We start from the raw sequence: 19,593 nt of genomic DNA on the forward strand, positions 1-19,593 counted from the left end.
CCCCCTTTCTTAACAGGCCTTCCCCGACCATGATGGACATCAACGAGATCCGTGAATATCTCCCGCATCGCTATCCCTTTCTGTTGGTGGATCGCGTGCTGGAGCTGGATATCGAAGCCAAGCGCATTCGCGCCTACAAGAACGTCAGCATCAACGAACCGTTCTTCACCGGCCATTTTCCCCAGCACCCGATCATGCCGGGCGTGCTGATCGTCGAGGCCATGGCGCAGGCCGCCGGCGTGCTCGGCTTCAAGATGATGAATTCCTCGCCGGCCGATGGCACCCTGTACTACTTCGTCGGATCGGATAAGCTGCGTTTTCGCCAGCCGGTGACGCCGGGTGATCAGCTGATGCTCGACGCTCGCTTCATCAGCACCAAGCGCGGTATCTGGAAGTTCGAATGCCACGCCAGTGTGGACGACAAGCCGGTCTGCTCGGCTGAAATCATCTGTGCGGAACGCAAGCTATGACGTTGATTGACCCCAGGGCTATCGTCGACCCCAAGGCACGGCTCGCTGCCGATGTCCAGGTCGGCCCCTGGTCGATCATCGGGCCCGATGTCGAGCTTGGCGAGGGGACCGTCGTCGGTCCTCACGTCATCCTCAAGGGGCCGACCGTGATCGGGCGTCACAATCGTATCTTCCAGTTCTCGTCCATCGGTGAGGACACCCCTGACCTCAAGTATCAGGGCGAACCGACCCGGCTGCGGATCGGCGATCACAACACCATCCGTGAAGGGGTCACCATCCATCGCGGTACCGTGCAGGATCGGGAAGAGACGACCATTGGCGATCACAATCTGCTGATGGCCTATGTGCACATCGGGCATGACAGCGTGATCGGCAATCACTGCATCCTGGTCAACAACACGGCCCTTGCCGGGCACGTGCATGTCGATGACTGGGCGATCCTGTCCGGCTATACCCTGGTGCATCAGTTCTGCCGCATCGGCGCCCACAGCTTTTCCGGCATGGGCACGGCCATTGGCAAGGATGTACCGGCCTATGTCACGGTGTTCGGCAATCCGGCGGAAGCCCGCAGCATGAACTTCGAAGGCATGCGGCGGCGGGGTTTCTCGGCCGAAGCCATCAAGGAATTGCGCCGCGCCTACAAGGTGGTCTACCGCCAGGGCCTGACCGTCGATGACGCCCTGCGCGAGCTGGAGCCGGTGGCTCAGCAGTTTCCCGAGGTGGCGGTGTTCCGCGATTCCATTCTGAGTGCGACGCGTGGCATCACCCGCTGAGTTCGCCCAGCGCCCGCTGCGCGTGGCGCTGGTGGCCGGGGAGGCGTCGGGTGATCTGCTGGGCGCCGGCCTGATGCAGGCGTTGCGCGAGCAGCACCCGAATATCTCCTTCATGGGGGTGGGCGGTCCGCGGATGGAAGCCGAGGGCCTGGTGTCCGAATTTCCCATGGAACGCCTGGCGGTCATGGGGCTGGTCGAGGTGCTCGGCCGCCTGCGCGAACTCCTGGGGCGGCGCAAGGCGCTGATCGCTCAGTTGCTCGACGCCCGTCCCGATGTCTTCATCGGTATCGACGCCCCGGATTTCGTCCTCGAGATCGAAGCCCAGCTGCATCGCGCGGGCATTCCCGCCGTGCATTACGTCAGCCCCTCGGTCTGGGCCTGGCGGCAGAAGCGCGTATTGAAGATCCGCGATGGCTGCGACCTGATGCTGACCCTGTTCCCCTTCGAGGCGCGCTTCTACGAAGAACAGCAGGTGCCGGTGCGCTTCGTCGGCCATCCGCTGGCCGATACCATTCCCTTGGACAGCGACCGGCTGGCGGCCCGGCAGGCCCTGGGGCTGCCGCAAGACGGTCAGGTCGTCGCCCTGCTGCCCGGCAGTCGCGGTGGCGAAGTAGGGCGCCTCGGTGCGCTGTTTCTCGACGCCGCCGCTCAGTTGCTGGCCGTACGTCCTAACGTGCGCTTCGTGTTGCCCTGTGCCAATGCCGCGCGGCGGGCGCAGGTGGAGCAGTTGCTGGAAGGGCGGCCGCCTTTGCCGCTGCTGCTAACCGATGGCCGTTCCCATGAGGTGCTGGCCGCCTGCGACGGCGTGCTGATCGCCTCGGGCACAGCCACCCTGGAGACACTATTGTTCAAGCGACCCATGGTGGTCGCCTATCGAGTGGCGCCCCTGACCTATCTGATTCTCAAGCAGCTGGTGAAGAGTCCCTACATTTCGCTGCCGAACCTGCTGGCCGGGCGCAAGCTGGTGCCCGAGCTGATCCAGCACGAGGCGACGCCGGAACGGCTGGTGGCCGAGCTCCTGCCGTTGCTGGAACAGCCACAGCAGCAGACCGATAGCTTCGCGGCCATCCATCACAGCCTGAGGCGCGATGCCTCGGTAGAGGCGGCCGCTGCCGTGCTGGATCTCCTGCGGTCGCGCAGCTGATGCAGCTGGGTCTGGACTTCAACCTGGTCGAGGCACTGGTCGCCGGGGTGGATGAAGTCGGCCGCGGTCCGCTGTGCGGCGCCGTGGTCACGGCCGCGGTGATCCTCGATCCGGGCAAGCCCATCCTCGGGCTGAACGATTCGAAGAAGCTGTCGCTGGCGCGCCGCGAAGCCCTGTTCGACGAGATCCAGGAAAAGGCCCTGGCCTGGTGCGTGGCCCGTGCCGAGGTCGCCGAGATCGACCAGTTGAACATCCTGCACGCCACCATGCTGGCCATGCAGCGCGCGGTGGAAGGCCTGCAGGTGCAGCCGCGGCTGGCCCTGATCGATGGCAATCGCTGTCCCAAGCTGGCGGTGCCCAGTTCGCCGGTGGTGAAGGGCGACAGCCAGGTCCCGGCGATCGCCGCGGCCTCCATCCTGGCCAAGGTGAGTCGCGATCGCGAGATGCAGGTGCTGGATGCTCTCTATCCGGGCTATGGCCTGGCCGGGCACAAGGGCTATCCCACCGCCGAGCACCTGGATGCGCTCAGGCGCCTGGGGCCCACGCCCATCCACCGGCGTTCCTTCGCGCCGGTGCGTGACGCCTGGCACGCCCTCGAGACCCAGGCCTCCACCCAGATCATCGCGACCTACTGACGGCCGTCGCGGCGGTCTGACCCCGGGTCGACAATCCAGTACAATCTCGCGCCTCATGCATCAAGGGGTCTCTGCCATGTCCGCATCCTTCGTCCACCTGCGTCTGCACACGGAATACTCCCTGGTCGACGGGATCGTGCGGGTGAAGGGGCTGGTAAAGGCCGCCGAAGCGGCCGGAATGCCGGCCGTGGCGGTGACCGACCAGGGCAACCTCTGTTCCCTGGTCAAGTTCTACAAGGCCGCCATGGGCGCCGGGATCAAGCCTATCGCCGGCGCCGACATCTGGCTGGCCGGTCGCGATGGCGATGCGCCGCTGAGCCGCATGACCCTGCTGGTCATGAACGCCAAGGGTTATCGCAACCTCACCGAGCTGCTGTCGCGGGGCTTCCAGGAAGGTCAGCAGGATGGCCAGATCGTCATCCAGCGCGACTGGGTGAAGGCTGCCAGCGAAGGCCTGATCGCCCTTTCCGGCTCCAAGGAGGGCGAGGTCGGCCTGGCGCTGCTCGAAGGCGATCTGGCCCTGGCCGATCAGCTGTTCGCGGAATGGCAGCAGGTCTTCCAAGATCGCTTCTATCTGGAAGTGCAGCGCACCGAGCGCGTCGGTGACGAAGAGCACCTGCATGCCGCCGTGGCCCTGGCCGATCGCTGCGGTGGCGCCCTGGTGGCGACCAATGACGTGCGCTTTCTCAAGCCCGAGGACTTCGAGGCCCACGAGACCCGTGTCTGCATCGGCGAGGGCCGCCCGTTGGACGATCCTCGTCGCGAGCGCAAGTACAGCGACCAGCAGTACCTGAAGTCGGCGGCCGAGATGGCCGAGCTGTTCAGCGACCTGCCCGAGGCGCTGGAAAATACCGTCGAGATCGCCAAGCGCTGCAACATCGAGATCCAGCTGGGCAAGTATTTCCTGCCCAACTTCCCGATTCCCAACGGGATGACCATCAACGACTACCTGCGCCATGTGTCCTTCGAGGGCCTGGAAGAGCGCCTGGCCGTGCTCTGGCCGCGCGAGACCACGCCGAACTACGAAGAGAAGCGCCAGGAGTATGTCGACCGACTCAACTTCGAGCTCGACATCATCATCCAGATGGGCTTCCCCGGTTACTTCCTCATCGTGATGGACTTCATCAAGTGGGCGAAGAACAACGGCGTGCCGGTCGGCCCCGGCCGGGGCTCGGGTGCCGGCTCCCTGGTGGCCTATGTGCTCAAGATCACCGACCTCGATCCGCTGGCCTACGACCTGCTTTTCGAGCGCTTCCTCAACCCCGAACGGATCTCCATGCCCGACTTCGACGTCGACTTCTGCATGGACGGTCGTGACCGGGTCATCGAGTACGTGGCCGACCTGTACGGCCGCGAGGCGGTGAGCCAGATCATCACCTTCGGCACCATGGCGGCCAAGGCGGTGGTGCGCGACGTGGCGCGGGTGCAGGGCAAGTCCTATGGCCTGGCCGATCGCCTGTCGAAGATGATCCCCTTCGAAGTGGGCATGACCCTGCAGAAGGCCTTCGAACAGGAAGAGGTGCTGCGCGACTTCCTGGCGACCGACGAGGACGCCAAGGAAATCTGGGACATGGCCCTGAAGCTGGAAGGCATCACCCGCGGCACCGGCAAGCACGCCGGGGGCGTGGTGATCGCGCCGACCAAGCTGACCGACTTCTCGCCCATCGCCTGCGACGAGGACGGCAACGGCCTGGTGACCCAGTTCGACAAGGACGACGTCGAGCAGGCCGGCCTGGTCAAGTTCGACTTCCTCGGTCTGCGTACCCTGACCATCATCAAGTGGGCGCTGGAGACCATCAACCGCACGGAAGTGGAGGAGGGGCGCGAGCCGCTCAACATCGACTTCATCCCGTTGGACGACAAGCCGACCTACGCCCTGCTGCAGAAGGCCGAGACCACCGCCGTCTTCCAACTTGAATCCCGCGGCATGAAGGAGCTGATCAAGAAGCTCAAGCCGGACTGCCTGGAAGACCTCATCGCCCTGGTGGCGCTGTTCCGCCCCGGTCCGCTGCAGTCCGGCATGGTGGACGACTTCATCAACCGCAAGCACGGCCGCGCCGAGTTGGCCTATCCGCATCCGGACTACCAGTACGACGGCCTGCAGCCGGTGCTGGCGCCCACCTACGGCATTATCCTCTACCAGGAACAGGTGATGCAGATCGCCCAGGTCATGGGCGGCTACACCCTGGGCCAGGCGGACATGCTGCGCCGGGCCATGGGCAAGAAGAAGCCCGAGGAGATGGCCAAGCAGCGCGGCGGCTTCATCGAGGGCTGCGCCAATAACGGCATCGATGGCGAGCTGGCGGGCAACATCTTCGACCTGGTGGAGAAATTCGCCGGTTACGGCTTCAACAAGTCGCACTCGGCCGCCTACGGCCTGGTTTCCTACCAGACCGCCTGGTTGAAGACTCACTATCCGGCGCCCTTCATGGCCGCGGTGCTGTCGGCGGACATGCACAACACCGACAAGGTGGTGATCCTCATCGAGGAATGCCGCCACATGAAACTGCGCATCGACACGCCGGACGTGAACATCTCCGAGTTCAAGTTCACCGTGAACGAGGGCGGACGCATCGTCTACGGCCTGGGCGCCATCAAGGGCGTGGGCGAGGGGCCGGTGGAGGCCATCGTCGAGGCGCGTGCCGAGGGGCCCTTCAAGGACCTCTTCGATTTCTGCGCGCGGGTGGATCTCAAGCGTATCAACAAGCGCACCCTGGAAGCCCTGATCCGTTCCGGTGCCCTGGACCGCCTGGGGCCGCACTATCACGATGAGCTCAAGGCCTATCAGGCGACCATCGACCAGAATCGCGCCGTACTGCTGGCCGCCATGGAAGAGGCCATCGCCTCGGCCGAGCAGACCGCCCGCAGTCACAACAGTGGTCACGTGGATCTCTTTGGTGGCGTCTTTGCCGAACCCGAGGCCGACGTCTATGCCAACCACCGGCGCGCCCGCGAGCTCAATCTCAAGGAGCGTCTGCGCGGGGAAAAGGAAACCCTGGGGCTGTACCTGACCGGCCACCCCATCGAGGAATACGAAGGCGAGGTCCGGCGGCTGGCGCGTCAGCGCATCGTCGACCTCAAGCCCTCGCGCGAAACCCAGACCGTGGCCGGTCTGATCGTCAACCTGCGGGTGATGAAGAACAAGCGCGGCGACAAGATGGGCTTCGTCACCCTGGACGATCGCTCCGGGCGCATCGAGGCCTCGCTGTTCGCCGAAGCCTTCAATGCCGCCCAGGCGCTGTTGCAGACCGATGCCCTGGTGATCGTCGAGGGCGAGGTCAGCCAGGACGATTTCTCCGGTGGCCTGCGCCTGCGCGCCAAGCGGGTACTGGGGTTGGAGGAAGCCCGGACCGCCCTGGCGGAAAGCCTCAGGATCGCCGTGCGCAGCGAGGCGCTGGCCGGCGATCGGCTGCGCTGGCTGGGCGAGTTGTGCGGTCGCCATCGCGGCGCCTGTCCGGTCACTATCGACTACCAGGGGCCCACCGCGCGGGCGCTGCTGCAGTTCGGCGAGAACTACCGGATCGACCCGGCCGATGGCCTGATTCAAACCCTGCGTGACCAGTTCGGCAGGGAGAACGTCTTTCTGAACTATCGTTAAGTCCGAGCGCCTCGTGCGCTCCGTCCCAACCCTCGCCAGCGGCGGGTGCCGGTGATGTGGCAGGAGTCTCGACCTGTCCCGTCCGATCCCTTAAGGTAGGCGCCCCGGCCCCTGGCTCTAGATTGTAATAACGGATGCCCATGAACCCGAACTATCTCGATTTCGAACAGCCTATCGCCGATCTCCAGGCCAAGATCGAAGAACTTCGACTGGTCGGTAACGACAATGCGCTGAACATCAGTGACGAGATCGCCCGGTTGCAGGAGAAGAGTCAGGCGCTCACCAAGAGCATCTTCAGCGACCTGTCCAGCTGGCAGGTGGCTCGTCTGGCCCGGCATCCGCTGCGTCCCTATACCCTCGACTACATCAGCTACCTGTTCAGCGATTTCGAAGAGCTGCACGGTGACCGCCACTTCGCCGACGATCCGGCCATCGTCGGTGGCATCGCCCGCCTGGAAGGTCGTCCGGTGATGATCATCGGTCACCAGAAGGGCCGTGAGGTACGCGAGAAGGTCCGCCGCAACTTCGGCATGCCGCGTCCGGAAGGCTATCGCAAGGCCTGCCGCCTGATGGAAATGGCCGAACGCTTCAAGATGCCGATCCTGACCTTTATCGACACCCCCGGGGCCTACCCGGGCATCGACGCCGAAGAGCGTGGCCAGAGCGAGGCCATCGCCTGGAACCTGCGGGTCATGGCGCGCCTGAAGACCCCCATCATCGCCACCGTGATCGGCGAGGGTGGTTCCGGTGGCGCCCTGGCCATCGGCGTCTGCGACCAGCTGAACATGCTGCAGCACTCCACCTACTCGGTGATCTCGCCGGAAGGTTGCGCCTCCATTCTGTGGAAGACCGCCGAAAAGGCCCCCGATGCCGCCGAGGCCATGGGCATCACCGCCGAGCGGCTGAAGAGCCTGAACATCGTCGACCAGGTGATCGACGAGCCCTTGGGCGGTGCCCATCGCGATCCCCAGACCATGGCCAACAGCCTGCGCAGCGCACTGCTGGAGCAGCTGGATGAACTCAAGGGCTACGACCTGCCGGCGCTGCTGGATCGTCGTTACAAGCGCCTGATGAGCTACGGCATTTCCTGATCCCGCGGCCATGAGTCTGCTGGACCGGCTGCACGCCCGCCTGGAGCGGCAGCCGCCCACCCGCCACTGGCGAGTGGGCTTCTCCGGCGGACTCGACTCCACCGTTCTCCTGCACCTCTGCGCGCGACTGCGCGCGCGCGGCTTGTTGGTCGACCTGCAGGCGGTGCATGTGCACCACGGCCTGCAGGCTGCGGCGGATGCCTGGGTCGCGCATTGCACCCGGGTCTGCCAAGGGCTGGGCATTCCTCTCGCTGTCCTGCACGTCCGCACCGATGGCGCCGCCAGTCTCGAGCGAGCCGCCCGCGAAGCGCGCTATGCCGCCTTCGCCCGGGTGCTGCCGGAGGATGGCTGCCTGGTGCTGGGTCAGCATCGCGACGATCAGCTGGAGACCCTGTTGCAGCGGCTGGTACGTGGCGCGGGTGTGAAGGGCCTCGCCGGCATGCCGGAGACCCGATCGCTGGCGGCCGGGCGCCTCTGGCGCCCGTTGCTGGACGAGCCCCGCGCCGCACTGCTGGCCTATGCCGAAGCCGAAGGGCTGGACTGGATCGAAGACCCCAGCAATGCCGATACCGGGCTGGATCGCAATTACCTGAGACACAAGGTGCTGCCACGGTTGCGCCTGCGCTGGCCAGGGGTCGATCAGGTCATGGCGCGCAGCGCCCGCCACCTGGCCGAAGCCGACGAACTGCTCGGCGAACTGGCCAGTCTGGATCTGCAGCAGGCTCGGCTCGTCCCCCAGCCTTTCTCCTGGATTCCCTTGCCCAGTCTGGCCCTGGTGCCCTTGCAGCGCTTGAGCGAGGCCCGTCAGCGCAATGCCCTGCGTGCCTGGCTGGCTGCGCTGACGCGCCAGCCCGACAGCGCCCATTGGGCCGGCTGGCAGGCGGTGCGCGAGGCGGGCACGGCCAGCGATCCCGTCTGGCGCCTCGAAGGCGGCAGTGTGCGCCGTGGGGCCGGGCGGATCTGGTGGGTTCCGGACGCCTGGCAGGTCATGCCCTCTCCCCAGCCGGTCGCCGCTCGGGTCGGCACCCTGGAACTGAGGGGCAATGGCCGCCTGATCTTTACCGGACAGGCCGTCGAAGCCGGCTGGCGAATCGGCTATCGCCAGGGCGGCGAGCGACTGGTCGTACCCGGTCGCGGCAGTCGCGATCTCAAGCGCCTGCTCAACGAGCGGGAGGTCCCGCCTTTCCTGCGCGGCCGTTTGCCGCTGCTCTGGCGAGGCGACGAACTGCTGGCCGTGGCCAATCTGCCCGGCCTGAGTGCTCTGCCAGGGGGAGGGCGGCTTGAGTGGCAGCCCGCAGACGGCATGGGTGGGTTTGAGCTGGGATGACCTTTAGGCTAGACTACGCTCCCGTCTTATACCGCATTTTCCGCTCGCTCCGAGTGGACGGTGTGCATTGGTCCGGCGCCAGGCCGACCGCTCTCGCTTTCATCGGCGGCTCTCCGCCTCAACGCAGATTCTAGGAATTTTCATGACGCGCTTTATTTTCGTCACGGGCGGTGTTGTTTCTTCTTTGGGGAAAGGCATCGCCTCGGCTTCCCTGGGCGCCATTCTGGAAGCGAGAGGGCTGAAGGTCACCATGCTCAAGCTGGATCCCTACATCAACGTGGATCCCGGCACCATGAGCCCCTTCCAGCACGGCGAGGTGTTCGTCACCCATGACGGCGCCGAGACCGACCTGGACCTGGGTCACTACGAGCGGTTCATCCGCACCACCGTGACCCAGAACAACAACTTCACCACCGGTCGCATCTACATGGACGTGCTGCGCAAGGAGCGTCGTGGCGACTACCTGGGCGCCACCGTGCAGGTGATCCCGCACATCACCGACGAGATCAAGAGACGCATCATCAAGGGCGCCGGCGATGCCGATGTGGCCCTGGTGGAGATCGGCGGTACCGTCGGCGACATCGAGTCGCAGCCTTTCCTCGAAGCCATCCGCCAGTTGCGGGTGGAGATCGGGGCGCGCCGCGCCATGCTGATGCACCTGACCCTGGTGCCCTATATCGCCACCGCCGGCGAGACCAAGACCAAGCCGACCCAGCATTCGGTCAAGGAACTGCGCTCCATCGGCCTGCAGCCCGATGTGCTGATCTGCCGGTCCGACCACACCGTCGACAGCTCCTCGCGTCGCAAGATCGCGCTCTTCACCAACGTCGAAGAGCGCGCGGTCATCTCCCTGGAAGACGTCGACACCATCTACCGCATTCCCTCCGTGCTGCACGCCCAGGGCCTGGACGAGTTCGTCATCGAGCGCTTCGGCCTGGAGTGCAAGCCGGCCGATCTGTCCGAGTGGGATCGCGTGGTGGACGCCAAGCTCAACCCCGCGCAGGAAGTCACCATCGCCATGGTCGGCAAGTACATGGAACTGCTCGATGCCTACAAGTCGCTGATCGAGGCCATGACCCACGCCGGCATCCAGAGCCGCACCAAGGTCAACCTGCGCTATATCGATTCCGAGCACATCGAGCAGCAGGGCACCCATCTGCTCAAGGGCGTGGACGCCATCCTGGTTCCCGGCGGCTTCGGCCTGCGCGGCGTGGAAGGCAAGATCGCCACCGTGCAGTACGCTCGCGAGAACAAGATTCCCTACCTGGGCATCTGCCTGGGCATGCAGGTGGCGGTCATCGAATTCGCCCGTAACGTGCTGGGCTGGAAAGACGCCAACTCCACCGAATTCGACAAGGCCAGCGGGCACCCGGTGGTCGGCCTGATCACCGAGTGGCAGGACGCCACCGGCGCCACCGAGATCCGCACCGAAGGCTCCGATCTGGGTGGCACCATGCGTCTGGGCGCCCAGGAGTGCCAGCTGAGCGAAGGCACCCTGGTGCACGACTGCTACGGCCAGGACGTCATCGTCGAGCGCCATCGTCACCGCTACGAGGTCAACAACAACCTGCTGCCGCAGATCCAGGCCGCCGGCCTGAAGATCTCCGGTCGCTCGGGCGACGGCGCCCTGGTGGAGGTGGTGGAGGCCCCGGACCATCCCTGGTTCGTCGCCTGCCAGTTCCACCCGGAGTTCACCTCCACCCCGCGTGACGGCCATCCCCTGTTCAGCGGCTTCGTCAACGCCGCCCTGCGTTACGCCAAGAAGGATTGAGCATGACCGTGCAGAAGATCGTCCGCGTCGGCAACATCGAGATCGCCAACGACAAGCCCTTCGTGCTGTTCGGCGGCATGAACGTGCTGGAATCCCGTGACCTGGCCATGCAGGTCTGCGAGCAATACGTCAAGGTGACCGAGAAGCTGGGCATCCCCTATGTCTTCAAGGCCAGCTTCGACAAGGCCAACCGCTCCTCGGTGACCAGCTATCGCGGTCCGGGCATGGAAGCCGGCCTGCGCATCTTCGAAGAGCTCAAGGCCACCTTCGGCATGCCGGTGATCACCGACGTCCACGAGCCCTATCAGGCGGCTCCAGTGGCGGCGGTGTGCGACATCATCCAGCTGCCGGCCTTTCTCTCGCGGCAGACCGACCTGGTGGTGGCCATGGCCAAGACCGACGCCGTGATCAACATCAAGAAGGCGCAGTTCCTCGCGCCCCAGGAGATGAAGCATATCCTCGCCAAGTGCGAAGAAGCCGGCAACGACCAGCTGATCCTCTGCGAGCGGGGCTCCTCCTTCGGCTACAACAACCTGGTGGTCGACATGCTCGGCTTCGGCGTCATGAAGAGCTTCGGCTACCCGGTGTTCTTCGACGTGACCCATGCCCTGCAGATGCCGGGCGGTCGCGCCGATTCCGCCGGCGGCCGCCGCGCCCAGGTCACCGACCTAGCCAAGGCTGGCATGAGCCAGGGCCTGGCCGGTCTGTTCCTCGAAGCCCATCCGGATCCCGAACATGCCAAGTGCGACGGCCCCTGTGCCCTGCGCCTGGAGAAGCTGGAGCCCTTCCTGGCCCAGCTCAAGGCGCTGGACGAGCTGGTGAAGTCGTTCACGCCGATCGAAACTGCCTAAGCGGCGGCTGAACCAAAAGGCCCAGGCGCAGCCGAAGGCTGATCCGTCAATGACCGGTAACATGGAGATCGATACAAAAATGGCTAACATCGTCGACATCAAGGGACGTGAAGTCCTGGATTCCCGCGGCAACCCCACCGTTGAAGCGGACGTTATCCTGGACAATGGTATCGTCGGTCGCGCCACCGCGCCGTCCGGCGCGTCCACCGGTTCGCGCGAGGCACTGGAGCTGCGCGACGGCGACAAGAGCCGTTATTTGGGCAAGGGCGTGCTGAAGGCCGTGGGCAACATCAACGGCCCGATCCGTGACCTGCTGCTGGGCAAGGATCCGAGCGACCAGAAGGCCCTGGACCGCGCCATGATCGAGCTGGACGGTACCGAGAACAAGGCCAAGCTGGGCGCCAACGCCATCCTGGCCGTGTCCCTGGCGGCCGCCAAGGCCGCTGCCGAAGACCAGGACCTGCCGCTCTACGCCCACATCGCCAACCTGAACGGTACCCCCGGTCAGTACTCCATGCCGGTGCCGATGATGAACATCATCAATGGCGGCGAGCATGCCGACAACAACGTCGACATCCAGGAATTCATGGTCCAGCCGGTCGGCGCCAAGAGCTTTGCCGATGCCCTGCGCGTGGGTGCCGAGATCTTCCACCACCTCAAAGCCGTGCTCAAGGCCCGGGGCCTGAGCACCTCCGTGGGTGACGAAGGCGGCTTCGCGCCGAACCTGGCTTCCAACGCCGACGCCCTGGCCGCCATCGCCGAAGCGGTGAAGAACGCCGGCTACACGCTGGGCACCGATGTGACCCTGGCCCTGGACTGCGCTTCCAGCGAATTCTACAAGGACGGCCAGTACGACCTGTCCGGCGAGGGCAAGGCCTTCGACGCCAACGGTTTCGCCGACTACCTGGCCGGGCTGACCGAGCAATTCCCGATCATCTCCATCGAAGATGGCATGGACGAGTCCGACTGGGCCGGCTGGAAGGCGCTGACCGACAAGATCGGCAGTAAGGTGCAGCTGGTGGGCGACGACCTGTTCGTCACCAACACCAAGATCCTCAAGGAAGGCATCGAGAAGGGCATCGGTAACTCGATCCTGATCAAGTTCAACCAGATCGGCTCCCTGACCGAGACCCTGGAAGCCATCCAGATGGCCAAGGCCGCCGGCTACACCGCGGTGATCTCCCACCGCAGCGGCGAGACCGAAGACTCTACCATCGCCGATCTGGCCGTGGGCACCGCCGCCGGTCAGATCAAGACCGGATCGCTGTGCCGCTCCGATCGCGTCTCCAAGTACAACCAACTGCTGCGCATCGAAGAGCAACTGGGTGCCAAGGCGCCTTACCGCGGCCGTGCCGAGTTCCGCAGCTAAGGGCTGCGCGACCGGGGAGGTGCTGACTCGCGTCAGCGCCTCCCGCCACGTCCGACGGACCACAGGATAGATGCCCAGTTTACAAGCGTAGAGCTGGGCTTCTATCCTGTTTTCGTCTCTGCCGCCGCCTTTGCGGCATCCGCCGTCCGCGAATCCGTTATCTCCCATGCGAAGTCCCTACTGGCTGTTCCCCTTCCTGCTCCTGCTGCTCGGCGGTCTTCAGTATCGCCTGTGGGTCGGTGATGGCAGCTTCGCCCAGGTGCGCGAACTCAAGCAGCAGATCGCCGACCAGAATGGTGAGAACAAGCGCCTGCTTGAGCGCAACGAGATCCTCGAAGCCGAGGTCGTCGAGCTCAAGAAAGGCATGGAGACCGTCGAGGAGCGTGCCCGCCACGAACTCGGCATGGTCAAACAAGGCGAAACCCTCTTCCTGCAATCCAAATAATGTCCCTTCTGCCTTCCTTCTGGGCGGTCATCCCCGCCGCGGGCGTGGGTGCGCGGATGCGTGCCGACCGACCCAAGCAATACCTCGACCTGTGCGGCCGCAGCCTGCTGGAGCGCACCCTCGACTGTTTTCTCGACCACCCGCGCCTGCGCGGCCTGGCGGTGAGCCTGGCGCCGGAAGACCCCTGGTGGCCGACGCTGGCCTGCGCCCGCGATGCCCGCATTCTGCGCGCACCGGGCGGTCGCGAGCGTGCCGACTCGGTACTCGGTGGCCTGCTGCTGCTGAGCGAGCAGGGCGCTAGCGACGGCGACTGGGTGCTGGTGCACGATGCCGCGCGACCCAATCTCTGTCGCGAGGATCTGGACCGGCTGCTGGCCGAGCTGGCCCAGGACCCGGTGGGTGGCCTCCTGGGCGTGCCGGCACGAGATACCCTCAAGCGCGTTGGCCACGATGGCCGGGTGAGCGAAACCGTGGATCGCAGCCAGGTCTGGCTGGCCTATACGCCGCAGATGTTTCGCCTCGGTGCCCTGCGTGACGCCCTGAGCGCCGGCCTGGCTGCGGGCGCTGCCATCACCGATGAGGCGTCGGCCATGGAATGGGCCGGTCATGCGCCGCGCCTGGTCGAAGGCCGCGCGGACAACATCAAGGTCACCACCCCCGAAGACCTGCAGCGGCTGCAACAGGTCTTCGCCGAGGCCTAGGATCCAGGCCCGCAGTGGCCCATCGCTGAAAAGACTCGCTCGCTGCGCTCAATCCACTGGGTGGCGAGCCCCTGGGCGCGGGGTGCCCAGGCCCTGCTTGAGGTGTTCCACCAGCAGGCGAATCTTCGGCGAGAGAAAGCGCCGCTGCGGATAAAGCGCCCAGACCGCGCTATTGGGCGGCTGACGATTGTCCAGCAGGGCGCGCAGCTCGCCGCGGGCCAGATGCGGCTGCACGTAGTAATCCGGCAGCTGGCAGAGGCCGAAGCCACGCAGGGCAGCGTCGAGCACCGCCTGGCCGCTGTTGCAGCGCCAGGAGCCCTGCACCCGGTGCAGCACCTCACGCTCGTTTTCGCGAAAGCTCCAGATATCGCTGGTACCCACCAGGCAACGATGGCGACTCAGCTCGGACAGGGTATGGGGCGCGCCGAAGCGTTCCAGATAGCTGGGCGCGGCGCACAGATAGAGCTCGCGCGGCGCCAGGCGCGTCGCCACCAGGCGCGAGTCGGCCAGGCGGCCCAGGCGGATGGCCAGATCGTAGCCCTCGTGCAGCAGGTCGACGGTGCGGTTGGTCAGGTCCAGCTCCAGACTCACCTCGGGATGGCGGGCGAGAAAATCGTTGACCAGGGGCACGACGAAGCGTTCGCCATAGGTCACGGCGCAGGTCATGCGGATCAGCCCCTTGGGCTGGCTGGAGAGATCGCTGACCTCGCGCAGCGCTTCGTCGCGTGCCTCCTGCAGACGGCGGCAGTGCTGGAGAAAGGTGTGGCCGGCTTCGGTGAGGGCGACACTGCGGGTGCTGCGATAGAGCAGGCGCGCCTGCAGACGCTCCTCCAGCCTTGCCACCTGACGGCTGACGTGGGACGTGGAGGTGCCCAGGCGATCGGCGGCTTGACCAAAGTGCAGGGTGTTCGCCACCGCGACGAACTCATCGATACCCTCCCAACCCATCATTGTTTCCCTGTGGCAAAAATGAATTCCAGTATGCCCGATTGTTCCAGGATTTCTGGCGTCTAAACTGATCACCTCGTTTTTTCGTCCTACTGGAGTCGAGCATGATCAAGTCCCGCGCCGCCGTAGCCTTCGCGCCCAATGAGCCCCTGAAGATCGTCGAAGTGGACGTCGAGCCGCCCAGGGCCGGTGAGGTGCTGATCCGCATCGTCGCCACCGGCGTCTGCCACACCGACGCCTACACCCTGTCCGGCCAGGACTCCGAGGGGGTCTTTCCCTGCATCCTCGGTCACGAAGGCGGTGGCATCGTCGAGGCGGTGGGCGAGGGCGTGACCTCGGTCGCCGTGGGCGATCACGTCATCCCGCTGTACACCGCCGAATGCGGCCAGTGCAAATTCTGTAAATCCGGCAAGACCAACCTGTGCAGCTCGGTGCGCGCGACCCAGGGCAAGGGCCTGATGCCCGACGGCACCACCCGCTTCTCCTACAACGGCGAGCCGATCTACCACTACATGGGCTGCTCGACCTTCTCCGAGTACACGGTGCTGCCGGAGGTCTCGGTGGCCAAGATCCCTGCCGAGGCACCCTTGGAAAAGGTCTGCCTGCTGGGCTGTGGCGTGACCACCGGCATCGGCGCCGTGCTCAACACCGCCAAGGTGGAAGAGGGCGCCACCGTTGCGGTCTTCGGTCTGGGTGGCATCGGTCTGGCCGCCATCATCGGCGCCAAGATGGCCAAGGCCAGCCGCATCATCGCAATCGACATCAATCCCTCGAAGTTCGACATCGCCCGCGAACTGGGCGCCACCGACTTCGTCAATCCCAAGGATCACCAGAAGCCGATCCAGGAGGTCATCGTCGAGCTGACCGACGGCGGCGTCGACTACAGCTTCGAATGCGTCGGCAACGTCAACCTGATGCGTGCGGCCCTGGAATGCTGCCACAAGGGCTGGGGCGAGTCGGTGATCATCGGCGTGGCCGGGGCTGGCCAGGAGATCAGCACTCGGCCGTTCCAGCTGGTGACCGGTCGCGTCTGGCGCGGCAGCGCCTTCGGCGGCGTCAAGGGCCGCAGCGAGCTGCCCGGCTATGTGCGCAAGGCGCAGAGCGGCGAGATCCCGCTGGACACCTTCATCACCCACACCATGGGCCTGGAGCAGATCAACGAGGCCTTCGAGCTGATGCACGAAGGCAAGAGCATCCGCACCGTCGTCCATTACTGATCACCAGGCGGGCGCCCAGGGGCGCCCCCTGTTCGGGAGATGACCATGAGTCTCGAACTGCTCTCCAGCAACAAGAGTTTCGGCGGCTGGCACAAGCGCTATCGCCATCGCGCGCGCAGTCTCGACTGCGATATGACCTTTGCCGTCTACCTGCCGCCGCAGGCGGAAGCCCGTAGCGACCTGCCGGTGCTCTACTGGCTGTCGGGGCTGACCTGCACCGACGAGAACTTCATGCAGAAAGCTGGCGCCCAGCGCCTGGCGGCCGAGCTGGGCCTGGTGCTGGTGGCGCCGGACACCAGTCCGCGCGGCGAAGGCGTACCGGACGACCCCGAAAAGGCCTGGGACTTCGGCCTGGGCGCCGGCTTCTACATCAATGCCACCCAGCAGCCCTGGGCCAAGCATTACCGCATGCACGACTATGTGGTGGAGGAGCTGCCGGTGCTAATCGAGGCCAACTTCCCGGTCTCGGATCGCCGCGGCGTCAGCGGTCATTCCATGGGCGGCCACGGGGCCCTGATCTGCGCCCTGCGGCATCCGGGTCGCTATCGTTCGGTGTCGGCCTTCTCGCCCATCGTCAATCCGCTGGATTGTCCCTGGGGGCACAAGGCGTTCTCCCACTACCTGGGTGACGACCGCAGCAGCTGGGCGGAGTGGGATGCCTGCGCGCTGCTGGCCAAGGCCGAGGAGCGCCTGCCGCTGCTGGTCGACCAGGGTGAGCAGGACAGCTTCCTCGCCGAACAGCTCAAGCCCCAGGCCCTGCAGCGGGCGGCGGAAGCCACGGGTCATCCGCTGGAACTGCGGCTGCAGCCAGGCTATGACCACAGCTATTTCTTCGTCGCCAGCTTCATCGACGACCACCTGCGGCATCACGCGGCGGCCCTGTCGACCTCGTAAGGGCGACGGCGCCTGTCCACAGCCGGTAGAATCTACGCCCTGTCATTTTCCAGGGCGTCTCTCTTCATGCGCATAGGTCACGGTTTCGACGTTCACGCCTTTGGCGAGGGCGACTTCATTACCCTCGGTGGCATTCGTATTCCCCACCACCACGGCCTGGTTGCCCACTCCGATGGCGACGTGCTGCTGCATGCCCTGGCCGATGCCCTGCTGGGGGCGGCCGCCCTGGGCGACATCGGCAAGCATTTCCCCGATACCGATCCGCGCTTCAAGGGCGCCGACAGCCGGGTGCTCCTGCGCCATGTGGTCGGGCTGGTCCGTGAACAGGGCTGGAAGGTCGGTAACGTCGACGGCACCATCGCCGCCCAGGCGCCCAAGATGGCGCCGCACATCGAGGCCATGCGCCAGGCCATCGCCGAGGACCTGCAGGTCGAGCTGGGCCAGGTCAACGTCAAGGCCACCACCACCGAGCGTCTGGGTTTCGTCGGGCGCGAAGAGGGCATCGCCGTGCACGCTGTGGCCCTGCTGCTGCCACTATGACCGAAGACCAGCTGCTCGGGCCGCGTGCCCATGGCGAGCCCTGCGGCCAGGCGATTCTCAAGGCCAGCGCCGAGGACTTTCAGGTGGACGAGGTGCTGGACATCCCGCTGAGCGGTGATGGCGAGCACCTCTGGCTGTGGGTCGAGAAGCGCGGCCTCAACACCGAGGAAGCCGTGCGCCGCCTGGCGCGTGCCGCCGGGGTGCCGCAGCGGGCGATCAGCTACGCCGGCCTCAAGGATCGCCAGGCCCTGACCCGCCAGTGGTTCAGCCTGCACCTGCCCGGCAAGGCCGATCCGGACCTGGCGGCCGCCTGCGACGAGACGCTGGTGATCCTCCAGCAGGGTCGGCACCGGCGCAAGCTGCAGCGGGGCGCCCATGCCGCCAATGGCTTCCGCCTGCGCCTGACCGGGCTCCAGGCCGATGCCGCGCTGCTGGAGGCGCGGCTGCAGGCCATCGCTACCGGCGGCGTACCCAACTATTTCGGCCCGCAGCGCTTCGGCTACCAGGGCGGCAATCTGGCCGACGCCCAGGCGTGTGCTCGCGAGCAGCGTCTGCCCGAACAGCGCAACCGGCGTTCACGGACGCTGTCCGCCGCGCGCAGCTGGCTGTTCAATCAGGTGCTGGCCGAACGGATCGCCGACAACTCCTGGAATCAGGCGCAGGAGGGCGATCTGCTGGCCTTCACCGACAGCCGCAGCCACTTTCCGGCGACCGCCGCCGATCTGGCGGATCCGCGCCTGGCGGCGCTCGATCTGCACCCCACGGGCCCGCTGTGGGGCGCCGGTGAATCCCTGGTGCAGGGTCCGGCCGCGGCCCTGGAACAGGAGGTGGCCAGGGCCGCCGGAGAGCTGCCCGCCTGGCTGGCCGGTGCCGGCCTCTCGCATGAACGGCGCATCCTGCGCCTCCCCATCGGCGGCCTGACGTGGCATTATCCCGCTCCTGACATTCTGCAACTCGAATTCGTCCTGCCGGCCGGCTGTTTTGCCACCGCAGTGGTTCGCGAGCTGGTAACGCTTGGCGAGGCAGGGCAGACGGAACATCCATGCGACTTCTGATCGCCAACGACGATGGGGTGCTGGCCCCCGGTATCGCCGCGCTGCATGCCGCGCTTTCCGCCCGTGCGGACTACGAGTGCCAGGTAGTCGCGCCGCTCTATGACATGAGCGGCGTGAGCAGTGCCCTGACGCTGGACCGCCCCCTGCATCCGCAGCGCCTGCCCAACGGCTTCCTGGGCGTCAACGGCACGCCTACCGATTGCGTTCACCTCGGCCTCAATGGCCTGTTGGAAGCTACGCCGGACATGGTGGTGGCCGGGATCAACCTGGGCGCCAATCTTGGCGACGACGTCCTCTATTCCGGTACCGTGGCCGCGGCCATGGAAGGGCGTTTTCTCAACCGCCCGGCGCTGGCCTTCTCGCTGGTGTCGCGCAGTGCCGACAACATGGCGGTCGCGGCCGAGATCGCCGCCCGCATCGTGGCCTTGCACGAGCGCTTCGATCTGCCGCCGCGCACCGTCCTCAACGTCAACATCCCGGATCTGCCGCTTGCGCAGATCAAGGGGCTGCAGCTGACCCGCCTGGGTCATCGCGCCCAGGCCAAGCCGCCGGTGCGCGAGGTAAATCCGCGTGGCAAGGCGGGCTACTGGATCTCGGTTTCCGGCGATGCGGTGGATGGCGGACCGGGCACCGACTTCCATGCTGTGCTGGAAGGCTATGTCTCGGTGACGCCGCTGCAGTTCGATCGCACCTTCCGCGAGGGTTTCGCCGGCCTGCAGGCACTGACGGAGCTGCTGGCATGACTCAGGGGCAAGAGCATATGC

At 65.7% G+C, this 19,593-nt stretch carries 18 protein-coding genes; 17 read left to right on the forward strand and 1 reads right to left on the reverse strand.

Translation table 11 applies throughout. The annotated features are described in order from the left end of the window. The first annotated feature begins 29 nt into the window (after positions 1–29). The 12 genes from fabZ to ispD all read left to right on the forward strand — a co-directional run bounded on the left by fabZ (position 30) and on the right by ispD (position 14,175). On the forward strand, positions 30–470 hold the full coding sequence (gene fabZ, locus QE444_RS09260; protein WP_007159483.1) for a 3-hydroxyacyl-ACP dehydratase FabZ: 441 nt from the start codon (positions 30–32) through the stop codon (positions 468–470). Then, positions 467–1,243, forward strand: a complete 777-nt coding sequence (gene lpxA / locus QE444_RS09265) for an acyl-ACP--UDP-N-acetylglucosamine O-acyltransferase (RefSeq protein ID WP_187978702.1) — start codon at positions 467–469, stop codon at positions 1,241–1,243. Before fabZ ends, lpxA begins: the two co-directional genes overlap by 4 nt. 16 nt (positions 1,244–1,259) lie before the next feature. Then, a complete protein-coding gene (gene lpxB, locus QE444_RS09270) occupies positions 1,260–2,387 on the forward strand; it encodes a lipid-A-disaccharide synthase (protein ID WP_187981330.1) in 1,128 nt (375 codons plus the stop codon). Next, positions 2,387–3,022 carry a ribonuclease HII gene (gene rnhB / locus QE444_RS09275; protein ID WP_187978703.1) on the forward strand — a complete coding sequence of 212 codons (636 nt, stop codon included), beginning with the start codon at positions 2,387–2,389 and terminating at the stop codon, positions 3,020–3,022. Before lpxB ends, rnhB begins: the two co-directional genes overlap by 1 nt. Positions 3,023–3,098: 76 nt before the next feature. Then, positions 3,099–6,620: a DNA polymerase III subunit alpha gene (gene dnaE, locus QE444_RS09280; RefSeq protein ID WP_309738049.1), complete on the forward strand. Its 3,522-nt coding sequence runs from the start codon at positions 3,099–3,101 to the stop codon at positions 6,618–6,620. A 140-nt stretch (positions 6,621–6,760) separates the two neighbouring features. Then, a complete protein-coding gene (locus QE444_RS09285; protein ID WP_133859810.1) occupies positions 6,761–7,711 on the forward strand; it encodes an acetyl-CoA carboxylase carboxyltransferase subunit alpha in 951 nt (316 codons plus the stop codon). Between the two features lie 10 nt (positions 7,712–7,721). Continuing rightward, positions 7,722–9,038, forward strand: a complete 1,317-nt coding sequence (gene tilS, locus QE444_RS09290) for a tRNA lysidine(34) synthetase TilS (protein WP_309738052.1) — start codon at positions 7,722–7,724, stop codon at positions 9,036–9,038. Between the two features lie 142 nt (positions 9,039–9,180). After that, a complete protein-coding gene (locus QE444_RS09295) occupies positions 9,181–10,809 on the forward strand; it encodes a CTP synthase (protein ID WP_158892280.1) in 1,629 nt (542 codons plus the stop codon). A gap of 2 nt (positions 10,810–10,811) precedes the next feature. Continuing rightward, complete coding sequence (kdsA, locus tag QE444_RS09300; RefSeq protein ID WP_158892283.1) at positions 10,812–11,660, forward strand: 3-deoxy-8-phosphooctulonate synthase; 849 nt, start codon at positions 10,812–10,814, stop codon at positions 11,658–11,660. Between the two features lie 79 nt (positions 11,661–11,739). Then, entirely contained in the window at positions 11,740–13,029 is a 1,290-nt protein-coding gene (gene eno, locus QE444_RS09305; protein ID WP_309738055.1) for a phosphopyruvate hydratase, read from the forward strand. A gap of 166 nt (positions 13,030–13,195) precedes the next feature. Continuing rightward, positions 13,196–13,474 carry a septum formation initiator family protein gene (locus QE444_RS09310; RefSeq protein WP_007159473.1) on the forward strand — a complete coding sequence of 93 codons (279 nt, stop codon included), beginning with the start codon at positions 13,196–13,198 and terminating at the stop codon, positions 13,472–13,474. Then, complete coding sequence (ispD, locus tag QE444_RS09315) at positions 13,474–14,175, forward strand: 2-C-methyl-D-erythritol 4-phosphate cytidylyltransferase (protein ID WP_309738061.1); 702 nt, start codon at positions 13,474–13,476, stop codon at positions 14,173–14,175. The genes QE444_RS09310 and ispD overlap by 1 nt, the downstream gene beginning before the upstream one ends. A gap of 48 nt (positions 14,176–14,223) precedes the next feature. Here the strand turns inward: ispD and QE444_RS09320 are convergent, their stop codons facing one another. Then, entirely contained in the window at positions 14,224–15,126 is a 903-nt protein-coding gene (locus QE444_RS09320) for a LysR substrate-binding domain-containing protein (protein WP_133859804.1), read from the reverse strand. Between the two features lie 101 nt (positions 15,127–15,227). On the opposite strand from QE444_RS09320, the gene QE444_RS09325 reads away from it, so the two are divergent. The 5 genes from QE444_RS09325 (at position 15,228) to surE (ending at position 19,572) form a co-directional block, all read left to right on the forward strand. After that, positions 15,228–16,340, forward strand: coding sequence for an S-(hydroxymethyl)glutathione dehydrogenase/class III alcohol dehydrogenase (locus QE444_RS09325; protein ID WP_309738064.1), 1,113 nt, complete (start codon positions 15,228–15,230; stop codon positions 16,338–16,340). A gap of 39 nt (positions 16,341–16,379) precedes the next feature. After that, complete coding sequence (fghA, locus tag QE444_RS09330; protein WP_309738066.1) at positions 16,380–17,234, forward strand: S-formylglutathione hydrolase; 855 nt, start codon at positions 16,380–16,382, stop codon at positions 17,232–17,234. 66 nt (positions 17,235–17,300) lie between these two features. After that, on the forward strand, positions 17,301–17,774 hold the full coding sequence (gene ispF / locus QE444_RS09335; RefSeq protein ID WP_058766625.1) for a 2-C-methyl-D-erythritol 2,4-cyclodiphosphate synthase: 474 nt from the start codon (positions 17,301–17,303) through the stop codon (positions 17,772–17,774). Continuing rightward, on the forward strand, positions 17,771–18,829 hold the full coding sequence (gene truD / locus QE444_RS09340) for a tRNA pseudouridine(13) synthase TruD (protein WP_187978709.1): 1,059 nt from the start codon (positions 17,771–17,773) through the stop codon (positions 18,827–18,829). Before ispF ends, truD begins: the two co-directional genes overlap by 4 nt. Further along, on the forward strand, positions 18,817–19,572 hold the full coding sequence (gene surE / locus QE444_RS09345) for a 5'/3'-nucleotidase SurE (protein ID WP_280310638.1): 756 nt from the start codon (positions 18,817–18,819) through the stop codon (positions 19,570–19,572). Before truD ends, surE begins: the two co-directional genes overlap by 13 nt. The last annotated feature ends 21 nt before the right edge of the window (positions 19,573–19,593 follow it).

Source organism: Pseudomonas sp. SORGH_AS_0199 (assembly GCF_031453735.1).
Classification (GTDB): Bacteria; Pseudomonadota; Gammaproteobacteria; order Pseudomonadales; family Pseudomonadaceae; genus Chryseomonas; species Chryseomonas aestiva.